Below are 24297 nucleotides of genomic sequence, written 5' to 3'. Positions count from 1 at the left end.
CGGGCACGATGGGGGCGCTATGACGCTGACTGCCGCGCTGCCTCGAAGCGCCGACCCCGACACCCTCTTCGACGCGTTCGCCGGCTGGGCGTCCGAGCGTGGGCTGGACCTCTACCCGCACCAGGAGGAGGCGATCATCGAGATCGTCTCCGGTGCGAACGTGATCATGAACACGCCCACCGGTTCGGGCAAGAGCCTGGTCGCGATCGCGGCGCACTTCACCGCCCTGGCCGACGACCGGACGAGCTTCTACACCGCGCCGATCAAGGCCCTGGTGTCGGAGAAGTTCTTCGCACTCTGCGAGGTGTTCGGCGCGGAGAACGTCGGCATGCTGACCGGCGACGCCAGCGTCAACGCCGACGCCCCGATCATCTGCTGCACGGCCGAGATCCTGGCCAACCTGGCGCTGCGGGAGGGGACCCGGGCCGACGTCGGCCAGGTGGTGATGGACGAGTTCCACTTCTATGCCGAGCCCGACCGGGGCTGGGCCTGGCAGGTGCCGATCATCGAGCTGCCGCAGGCGCAGTTCGTGCTGATGTCGGCCACCCTGGGCGACACCACCCGGTTCGTCGACGACCTGACCCGGCGTACCGGCCGGTCGACCGCCGTCGTCAGGTCGGCCGAGCGGCCGGTCCCGCTGATCTTCTCGTACGCGATGACCCCGCTGCACGAGACGCTGGAGGAACTGCTGGAGACCAAGCAGGCCCCGGTGTACGTGGTGCACTTCACCCAGGCCGCCGCGTTGGAACGTGCCCAGGCGCTGATGAGCGTGAACGTCTGCACCCGGGCCGAGAAGGACATGATCGCCGCCGCGATCGGCAACTTCCGGTTCACCTCCGGCTTCGGCAAGACACTGTCGCGGCTGGTGCGGCACGGCATCGGCGTGCACCACGCCGGCATGCTGCCCAAGTACCGCCGGCTCGTCGAGACGCTGGCCCAGGCCGGGCTGCTGAAGGTCATCTGCGGCACCGACACGTTGGGCGTGGGCATCAACGTGCCGATCCGCACGGTGCTGTTCACCGGCCTGAGCAAGTACGACGGGGTGCGTACCCGGCTGCTCAAGGCCCGCGAGTTCCACCAGATCGCCGGCCGGGCCGGACGGGCCGGCTTCGACACCCTCGGCCGGGTCGTGGTGCAGGCCCCCGAGCACGTGATCGACAACGAGAAGGCCCTGGCCAAGGCCGGTGACGACCCGAAGAAGCGGCGCAAGGTGGTGAAGAAGAAGCCACCGGAGGGCTCGGTCGGCTGGGGCGAGCCGACGTTCCAGCGCCTGGTCGAGGCCGAGCCGGAGCCGTTGACCTCCAGCTTCCAGGTCAGCCACTCGATGCTGCTCAACGTGATCGGCCGCCCGGGTGACGCGTTCGCCTCGATGCGGCACCTGCTCACCGACAACCACGAGGACGCCGCCGCCCAGCGCCGGCACATCCGCCGGGCGATCGCCATCTACCGGGCGCTGCGGGCCGGCGGGGTGGTCGAGCAGCTCGACGAGCCCGACGAGACGGGCCGCCGGGTCCGGCTCACCGTCGACCTCCAACTCGACTTCGCGCTCAACCAGCCGCTGTCGCCGCTGGCGCTGGCCGCCATCGAGCTGCTCGACGCCGACTCCCCGTCGTACGCACTGGACGTGTTGAGCGTGATCGAGTCGATCCTCGACGACCCGCGCCAGGTGCTCTCCGCGCAGCAGTTCAAGGCGCGCGGCGAGGCGGTCGCCGCGATGAAGGCCGAGGGCATCGAGTACGAGGCCCGCATCGAACTGCTCGACGAGGTGACCTGGCCGAAGCCGCTGGCGGAGCTGCTGCACGCCGCGTACGAGATGTACCGGCAGGGGCACCCCTGGGTCGCCGACCACCAGCTCTCCCCCAAGTCCGTCGTGCGGGACATGTACGAACGCGCGATGACCTTCGGCGAGTACGTGCAGTTCTACGGCCTGACCCGCTCCGAGGGCCTGGTGCTGCGCTACCTCGCCGACGCGTACAAGACGCTGCGGCAGACCGTGCCCGAGGACGCCAAGACCGAGGAGCTGGTCGACCTCATCGAGTGGCTGGGCGAGCTGGTGCGGCAGGTCGACTCCAGCCTGATCGACGAGTGGGAGCGGCTGCGCAACCCCGCCGACGTGGCGGACGCCGCCCAGGCGCACGCGTCGCTGGAGGAACGGGTGCCGGCGGTGACCCGTAACGCCCGCGCCTTCCGGGTGCTGGTGCGCAACGCGCTGTTCCGCCGGGTCGAGCTGGCCGCCCTGCGCCGCTGGTGGGACCTGGGCGAGCTGGACGGCGCATCCGGGTGGGACGCCGACGCCTGGGCGCAGGCGCTGGAGCCGTACTTCGCGGCGTACGACGGGATCGGGGTGGGCCCGGACGCGCGCGGGCCGGCGCTGCTCATGATCGAGCAGGGGCGGGAGACGTGGACCGTCCGGCAGATCCTGGACGACCCGGAGGGCGACCACGACTGGGGGATCAGCGCCGAGGTCGACCTGGCCGCCTCGGACGAGGTGGGGGCCGCCGTGGTCCGGGTGACGGACGTCGGGCAGCTCTGAGTTTTTCTTCGCAGGGGCCGTCCGGTGCGTCCGGACGGCCCCTTTTCTACCCTGGGCGATGTCACCCCCGTCGATTAGAATGTGTGTACTAATCGAGATCCTGACCTGGGAGGACGCTCGTGACCGCGCCCATCAACGCCCCCCTCACGCCGTACGCCACCCTCCTCGGTTTCACCAGGTACGTCGACCGCACCGGGCCCACCAAGGCAAGCTTCGTCGGCGGGCTGCGCAAGCAGCGGGCCAGCCGGCACGGCTTCAACCCGCACGGCCAGTTCGTCAAGGCGCTCAAGGCCGACATCGCCTTCCACACCGGCGGCACCCACCTCGCCGGGGTGGCCGATCTGGTCAAGCCGCGCTGGCGTCCGCTCTACCAGGCGCTGACGCCAGGCGCGACGGCGTGGCTGGAGTCACTCGGTGAGCCGGCCGGCGTCGACCTGGCGCAGACCCGCGACGCCCTCGCGATGCTCGGCGACCTGCCCGTCAAGATCAATCCCCACTTCGGCGTCCGGTACGCCGACGGCCACGCCGAGGCGGTACGGCTGCACTTCGACGAGACCCCGCCGAGCGAGGAGGCGGCCCTGGCCACCCTGCACCTGATGGCCCGGCACATGGACGCGGTGCTGCCGCACGCCGAGCCGGTCCTGGTCGACGTCCGGCGCGGGGTGGCCCACCGGACGCCCGAGCACGTCAAGCCGGCACAGGTCGAGCAGTGGCTGGCCGGCGAGGCGGCGGCCTTCCGCGCCATCTGGTCCACCGCCGCCTGACCACACTCCCGGCACACCCCGCTTACACATTGACCTGGGCAACTGCTCAAGACGGATCGGACGGCGACGTCGCCGTCCGATCCGTCTGTCGTTGCAGACCAGGTCCCTCTACCTCGATGGGTAATGGCGCAGGGAAGCACCAGTCGATCGGCGCTGGAACTCCGTCGAGTGCGTCTCCACCCACGACCAGGTGCTCGGCGGGTGCGAGCTGAACCTGCGCGCGACGACGGCTCAGTCCTCCGAGGCGGGGCGGCTCGCCGGGACCGTCGGCATCGGCCACTGCCCCGTCCGGACGATGGCGGAGGCGTCGAGCCGCTGCTCGGCCCAGATGTACGTGTCCGGCAGCAGATCGACCACCGGCACCTTGCGCAGCCCGTGCAGCGGTCCGACGATGACCTGGATGGTCGGGTGGTAGTCGAGCAGCACCTGCCGGCACCGCCCGCACGGCGGGATCACCCCACGCCCCCGGTCGCCCACCGCGACGATGGTCTCCAACTCCCCGACGCCCTGGGTTGCGGCGGCGCCGATGGCCACCAGCTCCGCGCAGGGGCCACCGGTGAAGTGGAACAGGTTCACCCCGGTGAAGACCCGACCGTCGGTGGTCCGGGCCGCCGCCGCGACGGTGTGGTTCTCGCCGCGGCAGCGCAGCTTGGCGACCGCCGTGGCGGCCTGGACCAGCGCGCGGTCCGTGTCCATCATCGTCGTCGTCATCCGGCAGCCCCCGTGGTCGCGTCGTCGGCGCCCAGCGTAGCCCGGGGGCGGCCCGTTTCCCGGGCAGCGCACCGGGGACGTGACAGGCCGTCCGCCGCACCGCGCACCCGCCCGCGACCTGCGCCGGGCGGGCCGGGGGCACCCACCTCGGCAGCGGCCGTGGCGGTGGCCGGGGGCCTCCGGGCGTAACCCGGGGGCGGTCCGGCCGCCGGCTGCCTATCCTTGGCGACGACATGCAGAATCCAGCCGCCTCCGGTCCCGCCGCGCCCGCCGACGCCCCGACCGCCCGTGAGCTGCACCGCCGGCTCACCCCGTTGATGTCCCGCGACCAGCGTCGCCTCCAGCGGCGGCTGGACGGGGTGCGCCGGCTGCGCGACCCGCAGCGGCGCGACGAGGCGCTGGCCGAGATCGCCGCTGAGGTGTCCCGGGCGGAGGGCCGGCTGGCCACCCGGCGGGCCGCCGTGCCGGCGATCACGTACCCCGCGCAGTTGCCGGTCAGCGAACGCCGCGACGACATCGCCGCCGCCATCCGGGACCACCAGGTGGTGATCGTGGCCGGCGAGACCGGCTCCGGCAAGACCACCCAGCTACCCAAGATCTGCCTGGAGCTGGGGCGGGGGATCACCGGCCTGATCGGGCACACCCAGCCCCGCCGGCTGGCCGCGCGTACGGTCGCCGACCGGATCGCCGAGGAACTCGGCACCGAGCTGGGCGACGTGGTCGGCTACAAGGTGCGCTTCACCGACCAGGTGAGCGACCGCAGCCTGGTCAAGCTGATGACCGACGGCATCCTGCTCGCCGAGTTGCAGACCGACCGGATGCTGCGCCAGTACGACACGTTGATCATCGACGAGGCGCACGAGCGCAGCCTCAACATCGACTTCATCCTCGGCTACCTGCGGCAGCTGCTCCCCAGGCGACCCGACCTCAAGGTGGTCATCACCTCGGCGACCATCGAGACCGACCGGTTCGCCAAGCACTTCGCCGACGCCGACGGGCGGCCCGCGCCGGTCGTCGAGGTCTCCGGGCGGACGTACCCGGTGGAGGTGCGCTACCGGCCGCTGGTGGAGGTCACCGAGGGCGACGACGACGGGGCCGACGACGAGGAGAACGTCCGCGACCAGATCCAGGCGATCGGCGACGCGGTGCAGGAGCTGGCCGCCGAGGGGCCGGGCGACATCCTGGTCTTCCTCAGCGGCGAGCGGGAGATCCGGGACACCGCCGAGGCGCTGGGCAAGCTGACCCAGTCGAAACGCGCGCTGCTCGGCACCGAGATCCTGCCGCTGTACGCCCGGTTGTCGGCCGCCGAGCAGCACCGGGTCTTCGCCCCGCACGCCGGACGCCGGGTGGTGCTCGCCACGAACGTCGCGGAGACCTCGCTGACCGTCCCCGGCATCAAGTACGTGGTGGACCCGGGTTCGGCCCGGATCTCCCGCTACTCCAGCCGGCTCAAGGTGCAGCGGCTGCCCATCGAGCCGGTCTCCCAGGCGTCGGCCAACCAGCGCAAGGGCCGCTGCGGCCGGACCTCGGACGGCATCTGCATCCGGCTCTACGACGAGCAGGACTTCGCCTCCCGGCCGGAGTTCACCGACCCGGAGATCCTGCGCACCAACCTCGCCTCGGTCATCCTCCAGATGACCGCGATCGGCCTCGGTGACCTCGCCGCGTTCCCGTTCATCGACCCGCCGGACCGGCGCAACGTCACCGACGGGGTCAACCTGCTGCACGAGCTGGGCGCGCTGGACCCGACCGAGACCGACCCGGCCAAGCGGCTCACCCCGCTGGGCCGGCGGCTGGCCCAGCTCCCGGTCGACCCCCGGCTGGCCCGGATGGTCATCGAGGGGGAACGCAACGGCTGCGCCACCGAGGTGCTGGTGATCGCCGCCGCCCTGTCGATCCAGGACCCCCGGGAACGGCCTGCGGAGAAGCAGGCCCAGGCCGACCAGGCGCACGCCCGGTTCACCGACCGGGAGTCCGACTTCGTGTCGCTGCTCAACCTGTGGCGCTACCTGCGCGAGCAGCAGCGGGAGCTGTCCTCCAGCGCGTTCCGCCGGATGTGCCGCGCGGAGTACCTCAACTACCTGCGGGTGCGCGAGTGGCAGGACATCGTCGCCCAGTTGCGGCAGGTGCTGCGTACCCCGGAGCAGGGTGACGGGCGGCGGGGCCGGCGGGGCGCGGCGCAGCCCCCGGCCGACGGGGGCCGGCGCGGGGTCGCCGCCGACCTGCCGGAGGAGATCGACACTCCGAAGGTGCACCAGTCGCTGCTGCCCGGCCTGCTGTCGCACATCGGGCTCAAGGACGCCCAGAAGCACGAGTACCTGGGCGCGCGGGGGGCGAAGTTCGCGATCTTCCCCGGCTCGGCGCTGTTCAAGAAGCCGCCGCGGTGGGTGATGGCCGCCGAGCTGGTGGAGACCTCCCGGCTGTGGGGCCGGGTCGCCGGGCGGGTCGAGCCGGAGTGGGTCGAGCCGCTGGCCCAGCACCTGGTCAAACGCAGCTACAGCGAGCCGCACTGGGAGAAGAAGCAGGCCGCCGTGATGGCCTACGAGAAGGTCACCCTGTACGGCGTCCCGCTGGTCACCTCCCGCAAGGTCAACTTCGGTCGGATCGATCCGGCGCTGAGCCGGGAGCTGTTCATCAGGCACGCCCTGGTGGAGGGCGACTGGCAGACCCACCACCAGTTCTGGCGGGACAACGAGAAGCTCCGCACCGAGATCGAGGAGTTGGAGAACCGGGCCCGCCGCCGGGACATCCTGGTCGACGACGAGAGCATCTTCGCCTTCTACGACCAGCGCGTCCCCGCCGACGTGGTCTCCGGCCGGCACTTCGACGCCTGGTGGAAGACGGCCCGCCGTCAGCAGCCCGACCTGCTCACCTTCACCCGGGAACTGCTGGTCAACGCCGGGCGCGGCGGGATCGACGAGGCCGACTTCCCGGACGAGTGGCGGGCCGACGGGGTGACCCTGCCGCTGACGTACACCTTCGACCCGACCGCGCCCACCGACGGCGTCACCGTCGACATCCCGCTGCCGCTGCTCAACCAGGTGCCGGCGGAGAGCTTCGACTGGCAGGTGCCGGGGCTGCGCGAGGAACTGGTGATCGCGCTGATCCGGACGCTGCCCAAGGCGGTACGGCGCAACTTCGTCCCGGTGCCCGACCACGCCCGCGCGGCGCTCGCCGCGATCACCCCGGGCGAGGAGCCGCTGCTGGACGCGTTGACCCGGCAGTTGCGCCGGATGACCGGGGTGACCGTGCCCCGCCAGGCGTGGGAGCCGGCGAAGCTGCCGCCGCACCTGCGGGTGACGTTCCGGGTGATCGGTGACGAGGACCGGCCGGTCGCCGAGGGCAAGGACCTGCCGGCCCTGCAACGTCAGCTCCGCCAGGAGGTACGCCAGGTGGTCGCCGCCGCCGCGCCGGAGGTGGCCCGCACCGGGCTGACCGGGTGGACGATCGGTGCCCTGCCGCGCACCATCGAGCAGGTCCGGGCCGGCTACCCGGTGACCGCCTACCCGGCGCTGGTGGACGAGGGCACGACGGTCGGGGTGAAGGTCTTCGACTCCGAGGCCGAGCAGGCCGCCGCGCACTGGGCGGGCACCCGGCGGCTGCTGCGGCTGACCGTGCCGTCACCGGCGCAGTTCCTGCAGGGGCGGCTGAGCAACGAGGCGAAGTTGGCGCTGAGCCGCAACCCGCACGGCGGGGTGCAGCAGCTCATCGCCGACGCCGCCGGGGCCGCCATCGACAAGCTGATCGCCGACGCGGGCGGGCCGGCCTGGGACGCCGACGGCTTCGCCGTGCTGCGCGACCGGGTCCGCGCCGACCTGGTCGACACGGTCGTCGAGGTGATGGGCCGGGTCCGCCAGGTGCTCGCCGCCGCGTACGCGGTGGAGCAGCGGCTCGGCGCGACCCGCAACCTGGCGGTGGTGGCCGCCCTGGCCGACCTGCGCCAGCAGCTCACCGGCCTGGTGCACGACGGTTTCGTCACCGAGACCGGCTACGCCCGGCTGCCCGACCTGCTGCGCTATCTGACCGCGATGGAGCGTCGGCTGGACCGGCTGACCGCCAACCCGCAACGGGACAGGGCCCAGCAGGACCGGATCGCCACCGTGCAGCAGGAGTACCGCGACATGGTGGCCGCGCTGCCCCCGGCCCGCCGCGCCTCGGCCCCGGTACGGCAGATCCGCTGGATGATCGAGGAGCTGCGGGTGAACGTCTTCGCGCAGGCCCTCGGCACCCCCTATCCGGTCTCCGAGCAGCGCATCTACCGCGCGATGGACGACGCCGAGGGGCGCTGATCAGGGCAGCGGTTCCACCCCCGGCGGCAGGTCGCTGGTGCTGGTGGCCGCGTGCACGTAGTCGAGCAGGATGCGGCGCAGTTCCCGCCCGGCGTGGGTGGGCACGACGTCGCGGCGGCGGGCCACCGCGATGGTCCGGCGCACCCCGGGCGGGGCGAGCCGGGTGACCCGGACACCGGGGCGGCGGCTGACCACGATGCCCGGCACCAGGGCGATGCCCAGTCCGGCCTCGACGAAGCTGAGCACGGCGTCCATCTCCCCGCCGTCGACCGAGAAGGTGGGCTCGAAGCCGGCCTCCCGGCACGCCTGGATGGTGGCGTCGCGCAGGTCGTAACCCTCGCGGAACATCACCAGCGGCTGGTCGCGCAGGTCGGTGATCCGCAACTCGCCGCTGACCAGCGCGGCGGGCAACGGCTCCACCGACGCGATCACCAGGCTCTCCCGCAGGATCGGGTCGACCCGCAGCCCGGGGTCGGCCCCCTGCGCGGGCATGATGATCAGGGCCAGGTCGAGGTCGCCGCGCAGCAGGTCGCGGACGAGGTCCTGTGAGCCGCCCTCCTCGACGCGCAGGTCGACGGCGGGGTGGGCGTCGCGGAACCGGCGCAGCACCGGCGGGGCGAGCGAGGTGGCCAGGCTGGGGGTGGCCCCGAGCCGGACCCGGCCCCGGCGCAGGCCGACGAGTTCCTGCACCTCCCGGGTGGCGGTGTCGACGTCGGCGAGGATGCGTTTGGCCAACGGCAGCAGCACCTCACCGGCGGCGGTGAGGGCGATGTTGCCGCGTACCCGCTCGAACAGGGGGGCGCCGAGGGTGGTCTCCAGAGCGTGAACTTGCTTACTCAACGACGGCTGCGTTATGCCGACGATGTCGGCGGCTTGGGTGAAATGTCGCACTTCAGCCACCGCGACGAAGTACCTCAGCTGATGGAGCTGCATCTTCATAGCTTACGGCTATCGAGACTGCGAGTTCGATGCATTGGACGACTGATCGCAGTGCTCCTAGCGTCGGTCAGGTGGTAATCACGAAAACTCGGTCGCCCATCCGCTCCAACGTCGGTCTCAAGGCCGTCATGGCGGTGACGGGCATCATGCTGGTGCTGTTCCTCGTCGCCCACATGCTCGGCAACCTCAAGGTGTTCACCGGCGAGACCTCGTTCGACCACTACGCCCACTGGCTGCGCGACATCGGCAAGCCGCTGCTGCCCGGGGTCTGGTTCCTGTGGATCCTGCGCACCGCGCTGGTGGTGGCCGTGATCGGGCACATCTGGGCGGCGACCGTGCTGGCCGTACGGGCCCGCGCCGCCCGCCCGGTGCGCTACGCCCACCGCAAGAAGGTCCAGGGCAGCTACGCCGCGCGCACCATGCGCTGGGGCGGAGTGATCATCCTGCTCTTCGTGATCTACCACATCCTGGACCTGACCACCGGCACCCTCAACCCGATAGGCGACGCCAGCAACCCGTACGGCAACGTGGTCGCCGACTTCGCCCCGGACCGCTGGTACGTGACGCTGTTCTACACGCTGGCGATCGTCACCGTCGGCTTCCACCTGCGGCACGGGCTGTTCTCCGCGCTGCGCAGCCTCGGCCAGCAGACCCCCCGGGGCGAGCGGCGGGCCCGTACCGCCGCACTGGTCTTCGCCGTCGTGCTCTGCGCCGGCTACCTGGTGGTCCCGTTCGCCGTACTCACCGGATTGGTGTCCTGACATGGAACTCTTCACCGAGGGCGAGCCGATCGCCGACACGAAGGCTCCCGACGGCCCGGTCGAGAAGCGCTGGGAGACCCGCCGCTTCGAGGCCAAGCTGGTCAACCCGGCGAACCGGCGCAAGCTGACGGTGATCGTGGTGGGCACCGGCCTGGCCGGTGGCTCCGCCGCCGCCACCCTCGCCGAGCAGGGCTACCGGGTGCGCAGCTACTGCTACCAGGACAGCCCGCGCCGCGCCCACTCGATCGCCGCGCAGGGCGGCATCAACGCCGCCAAGAACTACCGCAACGACGGCGACTCGGTGCACCGGCTCTTCTACGACACGGTCAAGGGCGGCGACTTCCGCTCCCGCGAGTCGAACGTGCACCGGCTCGCCGAGGTGTCGGTCAACATCATCGACCAGTGCGTCGCCCAGGGCGTCCCGTTCGCCCGCGAGTACGGCGGACTGCTGGACACCCGCTCGTTCGGCGGCGCGCAGGTGCAGCGCACCTTCTACGCCCGGGGCCAGACGGGCCAGCAGCTGCTGCTCGGCGCGTACCAGGCGCTGGAGCGGCAGATCGGCCTGGGCAACGTGGAGATGAACACCCGACACGAGATGCTGGAACTGGTCGTCGTGGACGGCAAGGCCCGCGGCATCGTGGTGCGGGACATGGTCACCGGTGAGATCAGCACCGAGATGGCCGACGCGGTGGTGCTCGCCTCCGGCGGCTACGGCAACGTCTTCTACCTCTCCACCAACGCCAAGGGCTGCAACGTCACCGCCTCCTGGCGGGCGCACCGCAAGGGCGCGTACTTCGCCAACCCCTGCTACACCCAGATCCACCCGACCTGCATCCCGGTCTCCGGCGACCACCAGTCGAAGCTGACCCTGATGAGCGAGTCGCTGCGCAACGACGGCCGGGTCTGGGTGCCGAAGGCCAAGGGCGACGACCGCGACCCCCGGCAGATCCCGGAGGACGAGCGGGACTACTACCTGGAGCGGATCTACCCGTCGTTCGGCAACCTGGTCCCCCGGGACATCGCCTCCCGGGCCGCCAAGAACGTCTGCGACGAGGGCCGGGGCGTCGGACCGACCAAGCTCGGGGTCTACCTCGACTTCGCCGACGCGATCGAACGACTCGGCCGCAAGGCCATCGAGGCCAAGTACGGCAACCTGTTCGAGATGTACGAGCGGATCACCGGCGAGGACCCGTACCAGGTGCCGATGCGGATCTACCCGGCCGTGCACTACACGATGGGCGGGCTCTGGGTCGACTACGACCTCCAGTCGACCATCCCGGGCCTGTTCGTGATCGGCGAGGCGAACTTCTCCGACCACGGCGCGAACCGGCTCGGCGCGTCGGCGCTGATGCAGGGCCTGGCCGACGGGTACTTCGTGCTGCCCGCCACCATCGCCCACTACCTGGCCTCCGGGCCGCTGGAGAAGGTCGACGCCAGCCACCCGGCGGCGGTGCAGGCCCGGCGCGACGTGGAGGACCGGATCGCCCGGCTGCTGGCCGTGAACGGCGACCGGACGGTGGACTCGTTCCACCGGGAGCTGGGCCAGATCATGTGGGAGCACTGCGGCATGGAGCGCTCCGAGGCCGGGCTGCGCAAGGCCATCGACGAGATCCGGGCGTTGCGGGAGCAGTTCTGGCAGCGGGTCCGGGTGCCGGGCGACGGCGAGGGGCTCAACCAGTCGTTGGAGAAGGCCGGCCGGGTGGCCGACTTCTTCGAGCTGGCCGAGCTGATGTGCATCGACGCCCTGCACCGCGAGGAGTCCTGCGGCGGCCACTTCCGGGCCGAGCACCAGACTCCCGACGGTGAGGCGCAGCGCGACGACGACCGGTTCGCCTACGTGGCGGCCTGGGAGTTCACCGCCACCGGTGAACCGGCCGTGCTGCACAAGGAAGACCTGAAGTTCGAGTACGTCCACCCCACGCAGCGGAGCTACAAGTGAACCTGACCCTGCGCATCTGGCGTCAGTCCGGCCCCCAGGACAAGGGGCGGATGGTGACCTACCCGGTCGACGACGTCTCCCCCGACATGTCGTTCCTGGAGATGCTCGACGTGCTCAACGAACGGCTGATCCTCGCCGGGGAGGAGCCGGTCGCGTTCGACCACGACTGCCGCGAGGGCATCTGCGGCATGTGCGGCCTGATGATCAACGGGGACGCGCATGGTCCGCAGCGCGGCACCACCGCCTGCCAGCTGCACATGCGGCAGTTCTCCGACGGCGAGACGATCGACATCGAACCGTGGCGGGCCCGCGCCTTCCCGGTGATCAAGGACCTGGTGGTCAACCGGAGCGCCTTCGACAAGATCATCGCAGCCGGTGGCTACATCACCGCCCCGACCGGCAGCGCCCCCGAGGCGCACGCCGCACCGGTGGCCAAGGCCAACGCCGACGCCGCCTTCGAATCCGCCGCCTGCATCGGCTGCGGGGCCTGCGTGGCGGCCTGCCCCAACGGCTCCGGCATGCTCTTCACCGCCGCCAAGGTCACCCAGCTCTCGCTGCTGCCGCAGGGCCAGCCGGAGCGCTACACCCGGGTGATCGGCATGGTCGACGCGCACGACGAGGCCGGCTTCGGCGGCTGCACCAACGCCGGCGAGTGCACCGCGGTCTGCCCCAAGGGCATCCCGCTGAACACCATCGGCCGGCTCAACCGGGACTACCTCACCGCCACCGCCAAGCGCGGCGACACCCCCGGTTCCTGAACGCCTGCGCCCGCCGCGACCGCCGTACCCCGCCCGGGGTGCGGCGGTCGCGCCGTTCCCGGGCCGTGGTCGCCCCGGGGCAGGCGGGACCGGGGTCGCCGGTTCAAGCGCCTGGACGGGGGTAGCAGTCCCGTCGACGGCACCGAGAGGGGAACTCAGGCATGAAGGCACTGACCTGGCACGGCAAGCGCGACGTCCGGGTGGACGAGGTCCCGGACCCCCGGATCGAGGCGCCGACCGACGCGATCGTGCGGATCACCTCGACCGCGATCTGCGGCTCCGACCTGCACCTGTACGAGGTGCTCGGGCCGTACCTGAAGCCCGGCGACATCCTCGGGCACGAGCCGATGGGCATCGTCGAGGAGGTCGGCTCCGGGGTGACCCGGCTCAAGCCCGGCGACCGGGTGGTCGTCCCGTTCAACATCGCCTGCGGGCACTGCTGGATGTGCGAGCGTCAGCTCTTCGCCCAGTGCGAGACGACCCAGGTGACCGCCGAGGGCAAGGGCGCGTCGCTGTTCGGCTACACCTCGCTCTACGGCTCCGTCCCCGGCGGGCAGGCCGAGTACCTGCGGGTCCCGCAGGCCCAGTTCGGCCCGATCACCATTGCGCAGACCGGGGCCGACGAGCGCTACCTGTACCTCAGCGACATCCTGCCCACCGCCTGGCAGGCGGTGAAGTACGCCGACACCCCGCCCGGCGGCACCCTCGCCGTGTTCGGGCTCGGCCCGGTCGGGCAGTTCTGCGCCCGGATCGGCCGGCATCTCGGCGCGGGCCGGGTGATCGGGCTGGACCTGGTGCCGGAGCGGCTGGAGATGGCCCGCCGGCACGGCATCGAGACACTCGACGTCAGCCAGCTCGATGACGTGCCCGGCGCGCTGGTCGACCTGGTCGACGGGCGGGGCCCGGACGCGGTGATCGACGCGGTCGGCATGGAGGCGCACGGCTCGACCAGCGGCAAGCTGGCCCAGCACGCCGCCGGGCTACTGCCGGACAAGCTGGCCGAGAAAATGATCGACAAGGCCGGTGTGGACCGGCTGACCGTGCTCAAGGCCGCTCTCAAGGCCGTCCGGCGCGGCGGCACCGTCTCGATCTCCGGGGTGTACGGCGGCGAGGTGGACCCGATGCCGCTGATGGAGATGTTCGACCGGGGCATCCAGTTGCGGATGGGCCAGTGCCACGTGCGCCGGTGGACCGACGAGATCCTGCCGCTGCTGTCCGGCGACGACGACCCGCTGGGCGTGGAGGACCTGCGGACCCACCGGATGCCGCTGGTCGACGCGCCGAAGGCGTACGAGATCTTCCAGAAGAAGTCCGACGGCTGCGTCAAGGTCGTGCTCGCTCCGTGAGTCGGGTGGTGGTGGTCACCTGTGCCACCAGCGGCGTCGGCCGCGCGGCGGCCCGGGAGTTCGCCGGGCGCGCCGTCGCCCCGCACGACGGCGTCGTGTCGCCCCGGACCCGGCCGGCGCGGCGGTGCGCGGCGGATGGGGCGGCCCGGCGTCGACGGCGGTGACCGGCCCCCACGGGCCGGCCCGCTCACCTAGAGTGGTGGCCCGGAGACAGCTCCGGGCCACCAGTCGACGGGAGAGACGTGACCAGCAGGGTGAACCGCAGGACGGCGCTGGGCCTCGGCACGGCCGTCACGGCCGGGGCGGTGCTCGTCGGCACACCGGCGTCGGCCGGCCGCCCCGGCAGGTCCGCCGCCCCCGCGGCGAGCCCCGAACTCGTCGCCCCACGGATCGCTGCGGCCGTCCAGCGGGAGAAGTCGCTGACCGGCGGCAACTGGCAGGTCCACCTCAGCCTGGAAAACGGCGTCACCCCGCTGGTCGCGGTCTCCGAGTCCGCCGACCGGCGGGTCGAGGCGTACAGCGTCAACAAGATCGCGGTGGCCGTCGCGGTGCTCGACCGGATCGACCGGGGGCTGCTCACCCTCGACCAGCGGGTCGAGGTGGCCGCCTCGACCGTGGTGCCCGGCGGCGACGGCATCTTCGTCCTGGACACCGCCTACCCCAGTTCGGTGACCGTCGGGCACGTGCTGGCCAACCTCCTCACCGTCTCCGACGACACCGCGTCGCGGCTCTGCGGCCTGGTCTGCCCGGCCGCCGAGATCAACCGCACCCTGGCCGCCAAGGGCTTCCCCAACACCCAGGTGCAGCCGCTGTCCGACCCCCACCGGTTCTATCTCGGCACCAGCACCGCCCGGGAGACGCACGCGCTGCTGCGCGCCCTGGTCGCCGGCACGCTGCTGTCGCCGTCGTCGACCGCCCTCGTGCTCAAGCTGCTGCGCTCCCCGGTCGCCTTCACCGACGGCATCCGGCGCACCATGTCCTCGGCGGAGCGGGCCCGGGTGGCCACCAAGGCGGGCTGGTTCGTCGACGCCCGGCACGAGGCCGGTGTGGTCTTCGACACCACCGGGGCGGCCGTGCTGACCTACGTGCTCTTCGCCGACGGCCAGGCCGACCGGGACAACTTCGGTGCCACCCACCCGGTGGTGCAGGCCCGGGCCCGGCTCGGGCGGTTCTTCCTGGACGCCACCGCGCAGCTCAGGGGCACCGCCGACGCGCCCCGGCACCGGGTGGCCCGGCAGCGACCCAGCAACGGCGGCTGACCGGCCCCGCCGTCCGCCCCGCCACCCGGCCTCCCACCGCCAGGCGTCGGGCCGCTCCTCGGCGGTCTCCCGCCGACCTACCGGCCCCCGAAGCGCGGCGGACCGTGGCTCGGCGTGGGCGGGAGCGGCCGGCGGTGACTACCGTGTACTGCGGGACACCGGCGAGGGGGACGACACATGGGGCAACCAGCGGAACGCACGGCCGGACGGACGCTCGGCGGGCGGCTGTGGCAGGTGGCGGGGTTGGCGGCGGTCGCCGGCCTGGCCTGGACGGCCCGGGACGTGCCGGCGGCGCTGGGCGGCCGGCTGACGGGCACACGTGCGGAACGGGCCGCCCGGTCGGCACAGTTCCGCGACGGCACCTTCCACAACCGGGTCGCCACCCGCACCATGCCCGGTGGCGATCCCGGCCGTAACCTGCTGCGGGAACTGCTCTTCGGCCAGCAGCGTCGCCGCCCGACCGCACCGGTCCCGCTGCTGCGGCCCGCCCCCGCCCCGACCACCGACGTCGCGCGGGAACTGAACGTCGTCTGGTACGGCCACGCCTCGACGCTCGTCGAGATCGAGGGGCACCGGGTGCTGATCGACCCGGTGTGGAGCGACAGGTGCTCGCCGTCGGCCGTGGTGGGGCCGAAGCGGCTGCACGAGCCCCCGGTACGCCTCGACGAGCTGCCCACCGTCGACGCGATCCTCATCTCCCACGACCACTACGACCACCTCGACATGGCAACCGTTCGGGAACTGGTCCGCCGGCAGTCGGCGCCGTTCCTGGTGCCGCTGGGCGTCGGCGCGCACCTGGACCGGTGGGGGGTGCCCGACGACCGGATCATCGAGCTGGACTGGTCGCAGGGGCACCGGGTGGGCGGCCTGGAGATCATCGCGACCGCCGCCCAGCACTTCTCCGGCCGGGGGCTGCGCCGCGACGGCACGTTGTGGAGTTCGTGGGTGGTCGCCGGGGCGCACCGGAAGGTCTTCTACACCGGCGACTCCGGCTACTTCGACGGGTACGCCGAGATCGGCGCGGAGCACGGGCCGTTCGACGTGACGCTGATGCAGATCGGCGCGTACGACCGGGCCTGGCCGGGCATCCACATGTTCCCCGAGGAGGCCGTCGCCGCCCACCTCGACCTGCGCGGCGACCTGCTCGTCCCGGTGCACTGGGCCACGTTCAACCTGGCCCTGCACGACTGGTCCGAGCCGGTCGACCGGCTCTGGGCCGAGGCCAAGGCGCGGGGTGTGCGGCTGACGGTGCCCCGCCCCGGCGAGCGGGTGGTGGTCGACGACCCGCCGCCGGTTGACGGCTGGTGGCAGGCCGTCGCCTGACGGTCGTCACCGCATCGGTCATTCTCCGGCGAAACGCGCCTTCTCCCACTTAGGCTTCCTTCCGCACCTGATCGGAGGAAACCGTGGATGCACGCCCTGTACCCGCCGTCGGGGACACCCGACCGGCAGCCACCGGTCGCCCACCCGCCCGTCCGGCCGTACCAGGTCGTCCGGCGGCGGTCCGATGAGTCCAGTCCTGAAGCGGCTGGTCGACCTCGTACTCACCGCCCTTGCCCTGCTCGTCGCCGGGCCGGTGATGGCGCTTGTCGCGATGGCCGTGCTGGTGTCGATGGGTCGGCCGGTGCTGTTCCGGCAGAGCCGACTCGGTCGGGACGGCAAGCCGTTCACCGTCCTCAAGTTCCGCTCGATGTCCGTGGGTGGCGGGGACGGTCCCGGCAGCGACGCCGGCCGGCTGACCCGGCTCGGCCGGTGGCTGCGGGACACCAGCCTCGACGAGCTGCCCAGCCTCTGGAACGTGCTGCGCGGCGACATGAGCCTGGTGGGGCCCCGACCGCTACCGGTCCAGTACCGGTCCCGGTACACCCCGCAGCAGTTCCGTCGGCACCTCGTCCGCCCCGGGTTGACCGGGCTCGCCCAGGTCAACGGGCGCAACGGCCTGGCCTGGGAGGAGAAGTTCCGGTACGACGTCTGGTACGTGGACAACCACACCCTCCTGCTCGACCTCCGGATCATGCTCAGGACGGCGATGACGGTGTTCCGCCGTGAGGGGATCACCGCGCCGGGCAGCGCCACGGCCCACGAGTTCCTCGGCTCGGAGTCCGACGTCGCCTGCCACGTCTCGTCCACACCGACCGGCGCCCCGGGAGGACGGACGTCATGAGCACCGCTCTGGTGATCGTCGGTTGCGGCGGGCACGGCCGGGAGATCGCCGCCCTCGTCGCCGCCGTCAACGACGCCGCCCACCGGCCGCCGTGGCGACTCGCCGGCTTCGTCGACGACGACCCCTCCGAGGCCAACCGGAAGCGGGTCAGCGCGCTCGGCGTCCCGCATCTCGGCACGCTGGAGATCCTGGGCCGGCTACCGGCCGGCACCCAGCTGGTGATCGGCATCGGTGATCCCCGGATCCGACGACGCGTCGCCGACCGGCTCGCCCCGCTCGGCCCGGCCCACCCGAACCTGGTGCATCCGGACGCCACCGTCGGGAGCGATCTGGTGTCCGCCGAAGGACTCGTGGTCTTCGCGGGCGCCCGGATCACCACCAACGTCACCGTGGGGCAGCACGTGCACATCAACCAGAACGCCACCCTGGCGCACGACTGCATGGTGGGCGACCACGTCTCCCTGCACCCGCTCGCCGCCGTTTCCGGGGACTGCCGGCTGGAGACCGGGGCGTTGGTCGGAGCCGGCGCGGTCGTCCTGCCCGGTCTGCGGATCGGTGCCGGGGCGACGATCGGAGCAGGGGCCTGCGTGGTGCGCGACGTACCGGCGGGATCCGTGGTCAAGGGTGTGCCGGCCCGCTGACGGGTGCCGCGCGTGCGACGGCCCGACCCGGCCGGTCAGAGCACGAAGGCGTCGGTCCAGAGCGCGCCGGAGCGGCCGGAGAGCACGTCCAGCATGGCCACCGCCTGACCGTCGGTGAGCTGCGCGACGAAGTCGACGATGGCCCGGCCCCGGGCCCGACCGATCCGGTCCGGGGTACGCGGGTGCAGCTCCGCCTCGGCCAACTCCACCAGGTCGGGCAGCCGGCGGGGCAGCCGGGACTCCTCCTCGGGGTCGAGCAGCCACTCCCACAGCGACTCGACCAGGGTGCCCAGCAGCCGGGCCTGGCCCCGCTGGTGCAGGGCCAGGTCGGGCCGGGCCAGCACGAACCGGTGGTGGACGAACTTGAGCACCTGCACCTCGTGCCACTGGGCGCGGGCCAGCAGCACGTGGCCGGAGCGCACGTCCGGGGCGGCGGTCACCGTGATCGCGTCGACCAGCCGGGTCGTCCATCGGGCCGAGAACCGGGCCACATACTGCTCCGCCTCGATGGAGCCGTCGAAGGGCAGCGCCAGCAGCCCGTCCACCAGTTCCTCGCGGACGTGCTCGACGGCGGCGGCGAACGCGTCGTCGTCGGCGATCCAGGCGTCCTTGCGGTGCAGTTGCCGGCGCAGCGCCTCGATCGCCGAGCCGGGTCGGCGGGCGGCGCCGGCCAGCGCGGCGTCGGTGACCGCCCGCAGGTGTCCGCCCTCGCGCTGCCAGGCCATCAGCTCGGCGGCGACGGTGCCCTGCTGGAGCACCCCCACCCGGTAGAAGTCCTCCACGTCGTGGATGGCGTACGCGATGTCGTCGGCGGTGTCCATGACCGACGCCTCGACGGTCTGCTGCCACGGCGCGATCCGCCCGTCGAACGGGGCGCGGGCCTGCCGCAGGTCGGCGAGTTCCGTGCTGTACGCGCCGAACTTCACCGAGCCGCTGTCCGGGTCGTCAGGTGGGGCGGCGGCACCCCGGGGGGCGGGACGCAGGTGCCGGGGGTGCGGGTCGGGGTGGTCCAGCCGGGTCCACGGGTACTTCAGCATCGCCGCCCGCACGGCGGCGGTCAGGTCGAGCCCGGTGGTGGCTGCCCCCCGGATCTCGGTGCTGGTGACGATCCGGTACGACTGGGCGTTGCCCTCGAAGCCGTCGGCCAGCCCGAGCCGTTGCCGGGCCAACCGGTCCAGCACCCGCTCCCCCAGGTGCCCGAACGGCGGGTGGCCGAGATCGTGGGCGAGGGCGGCGGCCTCCACCACGTCCGGGTCGCAGCCGCCCAGCTTGTCGACCAGGTCCCGCTGGGCCGGGTCGGCGGTCAGCCGCTCGGCGATCGCGCGGGCCACCTGGGCGACCTTGAGACTGTGGGTGAGCCGGTTGTGCACCAGCAGTCCGGAGCCGACCGGGCTGATCACCTGGGTCACCCCGCCGAGCCGGGCGAAGAACGGTGAGGCGACGATCCGGTCCCGGTCGGCCCGGAACGGGCTCGCGGCCAGGTCGCCGAGGGCTCGGGCGCTGCCGCCGAAGAGGCGACGGGCGCGCGGGTCCGCAGGTTGCTCCATGATCGCCACGCTAGCGCAGCCGGCCGCCCGGACGCGCCGGCTCGCGCCGGGCCGCCGGCGGGCAGGCCCCGGCGGGGTACGCCGGCCGGGGCGGGCGGGCGACGGCCGGCACGGTCCCGGCGGGGGTGGCGCGGGGCGTCGGGGGTGGGCGGCACAATGCAGCAGGGAACCCGAAACGAAGGCGGATCAACATCGTGACCCAGTCAGTCCATCAGCGGATCGCCGACGAGCTCGGCGTCGCCGAACGCCAGGTGCGGGCGGCCGTGGAGCTGCTCGACGGCGGTGCGACAGTGCCGTTCATCGCCCGCTACCGCAAGGAGGCCACCGGCCTGCTCGACGACGCCCAGCTGCGCACCCTGGAGGAGCGGCTGCGCTACCTGCGGGAGCTGGACGAGCGGCGAGCTGCGGTGCTGGAGTCGATCCGCAGCCAGGGCAAGCTGGACGAGGCGCTGGAAGCGCAGATCATGGCGGCCGACTCCAAGTCCCGGCTGGAGGACATCTACCTGCCGTACAAGCCGAAGCGGCGGACCCGGGCGCAGATCGCCCGGGAAGCCGGGCTGGAGCCGCTGGCCGAGACGCTGCTCGGCGACCCGACCCGGGACCCGAAGGAGACGGCCGCCGGGTTCGTCGACGCCGACCGCGGGGTGGCCGACGCCGCCGCCGCGCTGGAGGGCGCGCGGGCCATCCTGATCGAGCGGTTCGCCGAGGACGCCGACCTGATCGGCGCCCTGCGTGAGCAGATGTGGTCGCGGGGCCGGCTGGTCGCCCGGGTACGCGACGGGCAGCAGGACGCCGGCGCGAAGTTCGCCGACTACTTCGACTTCGCCGAGCCGTACCCGAAGCTGCCCTCGCACCGCATCCTGGCGATGTTCCGAGGCGAGAAGGAGGGTGTCCTCGACCTCACCATGGCCCCCGACGTCGAGGAGGACCCGGACGCCCCGCCCACCGGCCCGACCCGCTACGAGGCGGCCATCGCCGGCCGGTTCGGCGTCAGCGACGCGGGCCGGCCCGCCGACCGGTGGCTGGCCGACACGGTGCGCTGGGCGTGGCGGACCCGGATCCTGATCCACCTCGGTGCCGACCTGCGGATGCGGTTGTGGCAGGCGGCCGAGGAGGAGGCGGTCCGGGTCTTCGCGACGAACCTGCGCGACCTGCTGCTCGCCGCGCCCGCTGGCAGCCGGGCCACGATGGGTCTCGACCCGGGCCTACGGACGGGCGTGAAGGTGGCTGTGGTGGACGCCACCGGCAAGGTGGTCGCCACCGACACGATCTACCCGCACGAGCCACGCCGGCAGTGGGACGCCTCGATCGAGACCCTCGCCCGGCTGGCCGGGGCGCACCGGGTCGAGCTGGTCGCGATCGGCAACGGCACCGCCAGCCGGGAGACCGACAAGCTGGCCGGTGAGTTGATCAGCAGGCACCCGCAGCTCGGCCTGACCAAGGTGATGGTCTCCGAGGCCGGCGCGTCGGTCTACTCGGCCTCCGCGTACGCCTCGCAGGAACTGCCCGGGCTGGACGTGTCGCTGCGCGGCGCGGTCTCCATCGCCCGCCGGCTCCAGGACCCCCTCGCGGAGCTGGTCAAGATCGACCCGCGCTCGATCGGCGTCGGCCAGTACCAGCACGACCTGTCCGAGGTGAAGCTCTCCCGCTCGCTCGACGCGGTGGTGGAGGACTGCGTCAACGGCGTCGGGGTGGACGTCAACACCGCCTCCGCCCCCCTGCTGACCCGGGTCTCCGGCATCGGCGCCGGTCTCGCGGAGAACATCGTGCTGCACCGCGACGCCAACGGCCCGTTCCGCACCCGCGCCGAGCTGAAGAAGGTGGCCCGGCTCGGCCCGAAGGCGTTCGAGCAGTGCGCCGGCTTCCTGCGCATCCCCGGCGGGGACGACCCGCTCGACTCGTCGAGCGTGCACCCGGAGGCGTACCCGGTGGTCCGCCGCATCCTGGCCAGTACCGGGCAGGACCTGCGCTCGCTGATCGGGAAGTCGGCCATCCTTCGTGGGCTGCGGGCCACCGACTTCGTCGACGACACCTTCGGCCTGCCCACCGTCACCGACATCCTCGCCGAGTTGGAGAAGCCCGGCCGGGACCCGCGGCCGGAGTTCCGCACCGCCACCTTCGTCGAGGGGGTGGAGAAGATCGGCGACCTGACCCCCGGCATGCTGCTGGAGGGGGTGGTCACCAACGTGGCCGCGTTCGGCGCGTTCGTCGACGTGGGGGTGCACCAGGACGGGCTGGTGCACGTCTCGGCGATGTCGCACACCTTCGTCAAGGATCCGCGGGACGTGGTGAAGTCCGGCGACGTGGTGCGGGTCAAGGTGCTCGACGTCGACGTGCCCCGCAAACGGATCTCGCTCACCCTTCGCCTGGACGACGAGACGCCGGCGGGTGGCGGCCGTCCCTCGACCGGCGGGGAACGACGCGAACGCGGTGGCTCCCCGACCGGGCGCGGCGACACGCCTGGCGGACGACGGGGCGGTTCGGGCGGTTCCGGTGGTCCAGGCGGCTCGGGCGGGGCCCGTGGCGCGGGTGGATCGGCTGGTCAGCGGGGCGACCGGAGCGCTTCCCGGGGTGGGCAGCCGCAGCGGCAGGGGCGGGGTGGCTCGGCCCCGGCACCCACCAACGACGCAATGGCCGAGGCGTTGCGCCGGGCCGGTCTGGCCTGACGGTGAGGCTGGCCTAGGCGGTCCGCTACCCGCCCGCCCCACCGGGCGTGGGGCGGCACCCGCCCGGCGCGGCCCCCGCGCCGGCGTCGGGCGTGCTCCCGGGTCGGGGCGGGCAGGGCTCGCGTACCGTCGCGGCATGGGTGGTGACGGTGGTGCGCAGTGGCGGGAGCGGCAGCAGCGGGCGGTACGGGCGCACGCTGCTGCCGATGCCCGCCAGCGCGAGAGCGAGCACACACAGGCCGAGGAACTGGTCGCCTGGTTCACCGCCGAGGCGATCCGGCGCGGGTTACGGACCACCCGGCTGACGGCCCAGGGCTACGACGGGCAGGGCCGGTACCGGACCGGTCTGACCGGCTGGTACGTGGACCGGGCCGGTCTGCGCGCAGTTGACGTCGACGGCCGGTTCTACCTGCTCACCGTGCCGCCGAGCGTGCGCGCCCGACTGTTCGGCGTCGACGTGCCGCCGGCCCGGCCGCCGCTGGTCGTCGGGCGGGGTGGGCGGGACGGCGAATCGGTCCCGCTGCGTGACCTGCTGACCAGGCGGCTCGCTGCCGGCGACGAAGGAGTCTGACCTGACCGACCAGACCGGCGGCGGTCGGTGCCCGGCACCGTCGCCATCGTGGCGGCCTGGCATCCGACCGGTAACGTCCGCGCCGCACCCGGGGCGCCGAAGAGCCATCAGGGCTGTCGCGCATCAAAATGCGCAACCCGGGCGTTAGGGGAGATGAGCGCTGGGTTACCGGACCGGGCGTCGCATCCTCACGACGGAGGCAACCGCGATGAGCAGCCGAATCCACCTCTCCCCGCCCGACGTGGGACCACTGGAGGAGTCGTACCTGCTCCGCGCCGTTCGGTCGGGCTGGGTGGCGCCCGCCGGCCCGGATCTGGACGCCTTCGAACAGGAGGTGGCGGATCGGGTGGGCGTAGGGCACGCGGTGGGTGTCAGCTCGGGCACCGCAGCGCTGCACCTCGCCCTGCTCCTCGCCGGCGCAGGCCCCGGTTCCGTCGTCGTCGTGCCGACGTTGACCTTCGCGGCCACCGTCAACGCCGCGTTGTACACAGGTGCCCGGCCGGTCTTCGTGGACTGCGAGCTTGGCACGGGCAACCTCGACGTCGACCTGCTGCCCGACCTGCTCGTCCGGCTACGCCGCTCCGGTGAGCGGGTCGCCGCAGTGGTTTCGGTGGACCTCAACGGCGCCTGCGCGGACTACGGCCGCCTCGTCACCGTCTGCCGGGACGCCGAGGTGCCGTTGGTCGAGGACTCGGCACAGGCGCTCGGCTCCACCTACCAGGGACGGTCGGCCGGCTCCTTCGGACTGGTGGGAGTCTTCTCGTTCAACGGCAACAAGATCCTCACGACCTCCAGCGGAGGCATGCTGGTCTCCCACGACCCGGGCGTGATCGCCCAGGCACGCCACCTCGCCACCCAGGCCCGGGAGCCGGTGCCGCACTACGAGCACCGCGAGATCGGTTACAACTACCGACTGAGCAACCTGCTGGCCGCCCTCGGCCGGGCTCAGCTCCGGCGGCTGGACGCGATGATCGAACGACGCCGTTCCCTGCGGGAGCGGTACGCGAAGCTCTTCTCCGCGGTGCCGGGCACCCGCATCCTCGGTGACGGGGAGACGGGATCCAACTGCTGGCTGACCTCGCTGGTGGTGGACCCGGCCGTGGCCGGCTGGCAGACGGCCGACCTCGGCGCCCATCTCGCCCGGTACAACATCGAGACCCGCCCGATGTACAAGCCGATGCACCGGCAGCCGGTCCATCGCGGTCGCACCACGGTTCTCACCGGGGCCGCCGATCGACTCTTCGCCACGAGCATCTCGCTGCCCAGTGGTTCCCGGCTGGACGGCGAGGAGACCGGCCGGCTCGTCACGGCCGTCGAGTCCTTCCTCGACTCGCACCGCTGAGCTTCGCCCGGACGCCCGCCGACCGTGGCCGCGCACCGCTGCGACGGCCCGGTTCGGCGTCAGACCG

The 24297-nt window shown here is 72.5% G+C and carries 18 protein-coding genes; 15 read left to right on the top strand and 3 right to left on the bottom strand.

What is annotated here, in order from left to right; translation table 11 throughout:
- Positions 1–19 precede the first annotated feature (19 nt).
- On the top strand, positions 20–2533 hold the full coding sequence (locus Q2K16_RS30820) for a DEAD/DEAH box helicase (RefSeq protein ID WP_302741982.1): 2514 nt from the start codon (positions 20–22) through the stop codon (positions 2531–2533).
- A gap of 119 nt (positions 2534–2652) precedes the next feature.
- Positions 2653–3297 (top strand): hypothetical protein, encoded by a 645-nt coding sequence (locus tag Q2K16_RS30815; protein ID WP_302741980.1) that lies wholly within the window; start codon positions 2653–2655, stop codon positions 3295–3297.
- A gap of 231 nt (positions 3298–3528) precedes the next feature.
- Here the strand turns inward: Q2K16_RS30815 and Q2K16_RS30810 are convergent, their stop codons facing one another.
- The gene (locus tag Q2K16_RS30810) at positions 3529–4008 is read right to left on the bottom strand and encodes a cytidine deaminase family protein (protein WP_302741978.1); all 480 of its coding nucleotides are present in this window, start codon (positions 4006–4008) and stop codon (positions 3529–3531) included.
- A gap of 233 nt (positions 4009–4241) precedes the next feature.
- Between Q2K16_RS30810 and hrpA the strand changes: the two genes are divergently transcribed.
- A complete protein-coding gene (gene hrpA / locus Q2K16_RS30805; protein WP_302741976.1) occupies positions 4242–8297 on the top strand; it encodes an ATP-dependent RNA helicase HrpA in 4056 nt (1351 codons plus the stop codon).
- On the opposite strand, the gene Q2K16_RS30800 is transcribed toward hrpA, so the two are convergent.
- The gene (locus tag Q2K16_RS30800) at positions 8298–9236 is read right to left on the bottom strand and encodes a LysR family transcriptional regulator (protein ID WP_302741974.1); all 939 of its coding nucleotides are present in this window, start codon (positions 9234–9236) and stop codon (positions 8298–8300) included.
- Between the two features lie 29 nt (positions 9237–9265).
- Between Q2K16_RS30800 and Q2K16_RS30795 the strand changes: the two genes are divergently transcribed.
- The 9 genes from Q2K16_RS30795 to Q2K16_RS30755 all read left to right on the top strand — a co-directional run bounded on the left by Q2K16_RS30795 (position 9266) and on the right by Q2K16_RS30755 (position 18104).
- Complete coding sequence (locus Q2K16_RS30795) at positions 9266–9997, top strand: succinate dehydrogenase cytochrome b subunit (protein WP_302741972.1); 732 nt, start codon at positions 9266–9268, stop codon at positions 9995–9997.
- Between the two features lies 1 nt (position 9998).
- Positions 9999–11936: a fumarate reductase/succinate dehydrogenase flavoprotein subunit gene (locus Q2K16_RS30790; RefSeq protein WP_302741970.1), complete on the top strand. Its 1938-nt coding sequence runs from the start codon at positions 9999–10001 to the stop codon at positions 11934–11936.
- Positions 11933–12694, top strand: a complete 762-nt coding sequence (locus Q2K16_RS30785) for a succinate dehydrogenase/fumarate reductase iron-sulfur subunit (RefSeq protein ID WP_145918780.1) — start codon at positions 11933–11935, stop codon at positions 12692–12694. The genes Q2K16_RS30790 and Q2K16_RS30785 overlap by 4 nt, the downstream gene beginning before the upstream one ends.
- A gap of 161 nt (positions 12695–12855) precedes the next feature.
- The gene (locus tag Q2K16_RS30780; protein WP_302741966.1) at positions 12856–14040 is read left to right on the top strand and encodes a zinc-dependent alcohol dehydrogenase; all 1185 of its coding nucleotides are present in this window, start codon (positions 12856–12858) and stop codon (positions 14038–14040) included.
- Entirely contained in the window at positions 14037–14204 is a 168-nt protein-coding gene (locus tag Q2K16_RS30775) for a hypothetical protein (RefSeq protein WP_302741965.1), read from the top strand. Before Q2K16_RS30780 ends, Q2K16_RS30775 begins: the two co-directional genes overlap by 4 nt.
- 78 nt (positions 14205–14282) lie before the next feature.
- Positions 14283–15299 (top strand): serine hydrolase, encoded by a 1017-nt coding sequence (locus Q2K16_RS30770; RefSeq protein ID WP_302741963.1) that lies wholly within the window; start codon positions 14283–14285, stop codon positions 15297–15299.
- Between the two features lie 177 nt (positions 15300–15476).
- Positions 15477–16622 carry an MBL fold metallo-hydrolase gene (locus tag Q2K16_RS30765; protein ID WP_302741961.1) on the top strand — a complete coding sequence of 382 codons (1146 nt, stop codon included), beginning with the start codon at positions 15477–15479 and terminating at the stop codon, positions 16620–16622.
- Between the two features lie 184 nt (positions 16623–16806).
- Positions 16807–17463 (top strand): sugar transferase, encoded by a 657-nt coding sequence (locus tag Q2K16_RS30760; RefSeq protein ID WP_302741960.1) that lies wholly within the window; start codon positions 16807–16809, stop codon positions 17461–17463.
- Positions 17460–18104 (top strand): NeuD/PglB/VioB family sugar acetyltransferase, encoded by a 645-nt coding sequence (locus tag Q2K16_RS30755; RefSeq protein ID WP_302741959.1) that lies wholly within the window; start codon positions 17460–17462, stop codon positions 18102–18104. The genes Q2K16_RS30760 and Q2K16_RS30755 overlap by 4 nt, the downstream gene beginning before the upstream one ends.
- Positions 18105–18139: 35 nt before the next feature.
- Here the strand turns inward: Q2K16_RS30755 and Q2K16_RS30750 are convergent, their stop codons facing one another.
- Entirely contained in the window at positions 18140–19651 is a 1512-nt protein-coding gene (locus tag Q2K16_RS30750; protein WP_302741957.1) for a deoxyguanosinetriphosphate triphosphohydrolase family protein, read from the bottom strand.
- Positions 19652–19845: 194 nt separating this feature from the next.
- Here Q2K16_RS30750 and Q2K16_RS30745 point away from each other — a divergent pair, with 194 nt between their 5' ends.
- From Q2K16_RS30745 to Q2K16_RS30735, 3 genes are all read left to right on the top strand, one after another.
- Positions 19846–22317, top strand: a complete 2472-nt coding sequence (locus Q2K16_RS30745; RefSeq protein ID WP_302741955.1) for a Tex family protein — start codon at positions 19846–19848, stop codon at positions 22315–22317.
- Between the two features lie 136 nt (positions 22318–22453).
- Entirely contained in the window at positions 22454–22888 is a 435-nt protein-coding gene (locus tag Q2K16_RS30740) for a hypothetical protein (protein ID WP_302741954.1), read from the top strand.
- A gap of 208 nt (positions 22889–23096) precedes the next feature.
- Positions 23097–24230 (top strand): DegT/DnrJ/EryC1/StrS family aminotransferase, encoded by a 1134-nt coding sequence (locus Q2K16_RS30735; protein WP_302741953.1) that lies wholly within the window; start codon positions 23097–23099, stop codon positions 24228–24230.
- Positions 24231–24297: the final 67 nt, after the last annotated feature.

Source organism: Micromonospora cynarisoli (assembly GCF_030518815.1).
Classification (GTDB): Bacteria; Actinomycetota; Actinomycetes; order Mycobacteriales; family Micromonosporaceae; genus Micromonospora; species Micromonospora wenchangensis.
Note: the sequence above shows the minus strand (reverse complement) of the source record. Positions and strands in the feature narration are given on the sequence as shown.

Bases quoted from the DNA above. Each gene is read 5' to 3' on its own strand.
- Q2K16_RS30800 (WP_302741974.1), bottom strand. From the start codon at position 9,236: ATGAAGATGCAGCTCCATCAGCTGAGGTACTTCGTCGCGGTGGCTGAA.
- Q2K16_RS30740 (WP_302741954.1), top strand. From the start codon at position 22,454: ATGGGTGGTGACGGTGGTGCGCAGTGGCGGGAGCGGCAGCAGCGGGCG.
- Q2K16_RS30795 (WP_302741972.1), top strand. From the start codon at position 9,266: ATGCATTGGACGACTGATCGCAGTGCTCCTAGCGTCGGTCAGGTGGTA.
- Q2K16_RS30760 (WP_302741960.1), top strand. From the start codon at position 16,807: ATGAGTCCAGTCCTGAAGCGGCTGGTCGACCTCGTACTCACCGCCCTT.
- Q2K16_RS30780 (WP_302741966.1), top strand. From the start codon at position 12,856: ATGAAGGCACTGACCTGGCACGGCAAGCGCGACGTCCGGGTGGACGAG.
- Q2K16_RS30735 (WP_302741953.1), top strand. From the start codon at position 23,097: ATGAGCAGCCGAATCCACCTCTCCCCGCCCGACGTGGGACCACTGGAG.
- hrpA (WP_302741976.1), top strand. From the start codon at position 4,242: ATGCAGAATCCAGCCGCCTCCGGTCCCGCCGCGCCCGCCGACGCCCCG.
- Q2K16_RS30810 (WP_302741978.1), bottom strand. From the start codon at position 4,008: ATGACGACGACGATGATGGACACGGACCGCGCGCTGGTCCAGGCCGCC.
- Q2K16_RS30755 (WP_302741959.1), top strand. From the start codon at position 17,460: ATGAGCACCGCTCTGGTGATCGTCGGTTGCGGCGGGCACGGCCGGGAG.
- Q2K16_RS30750 (WP_302741957.1), bottom strand. From the start codon at position 19,651: ATGGAGCAACCTGCGGACCCGCGCGCCCGTCGCCTCTTCGGCGGCAGC.
- Q2K16_RS30765 (WP_302741961.1), top strand. From the start codon at position 15,477: ATGGGGCAACCAGCGGAACGCACGGCCGGACGGACGCTCGGCGGGCGG.
- Q2K16_RS30820 (WP_302741982.1), top strand. From the start codon at position 20: ATGACGCTGACTGCCGCGCTGCCTCGAAGCGCCGACCCCGACACCCTC.
- Q2K16_RS30790 (WP_302741970.1), top strand. From the start codon at position 9,999: ATGGAACTCTTCACCGAGGGCGAGCCGATCGCCGACACGAAGGCTCCC.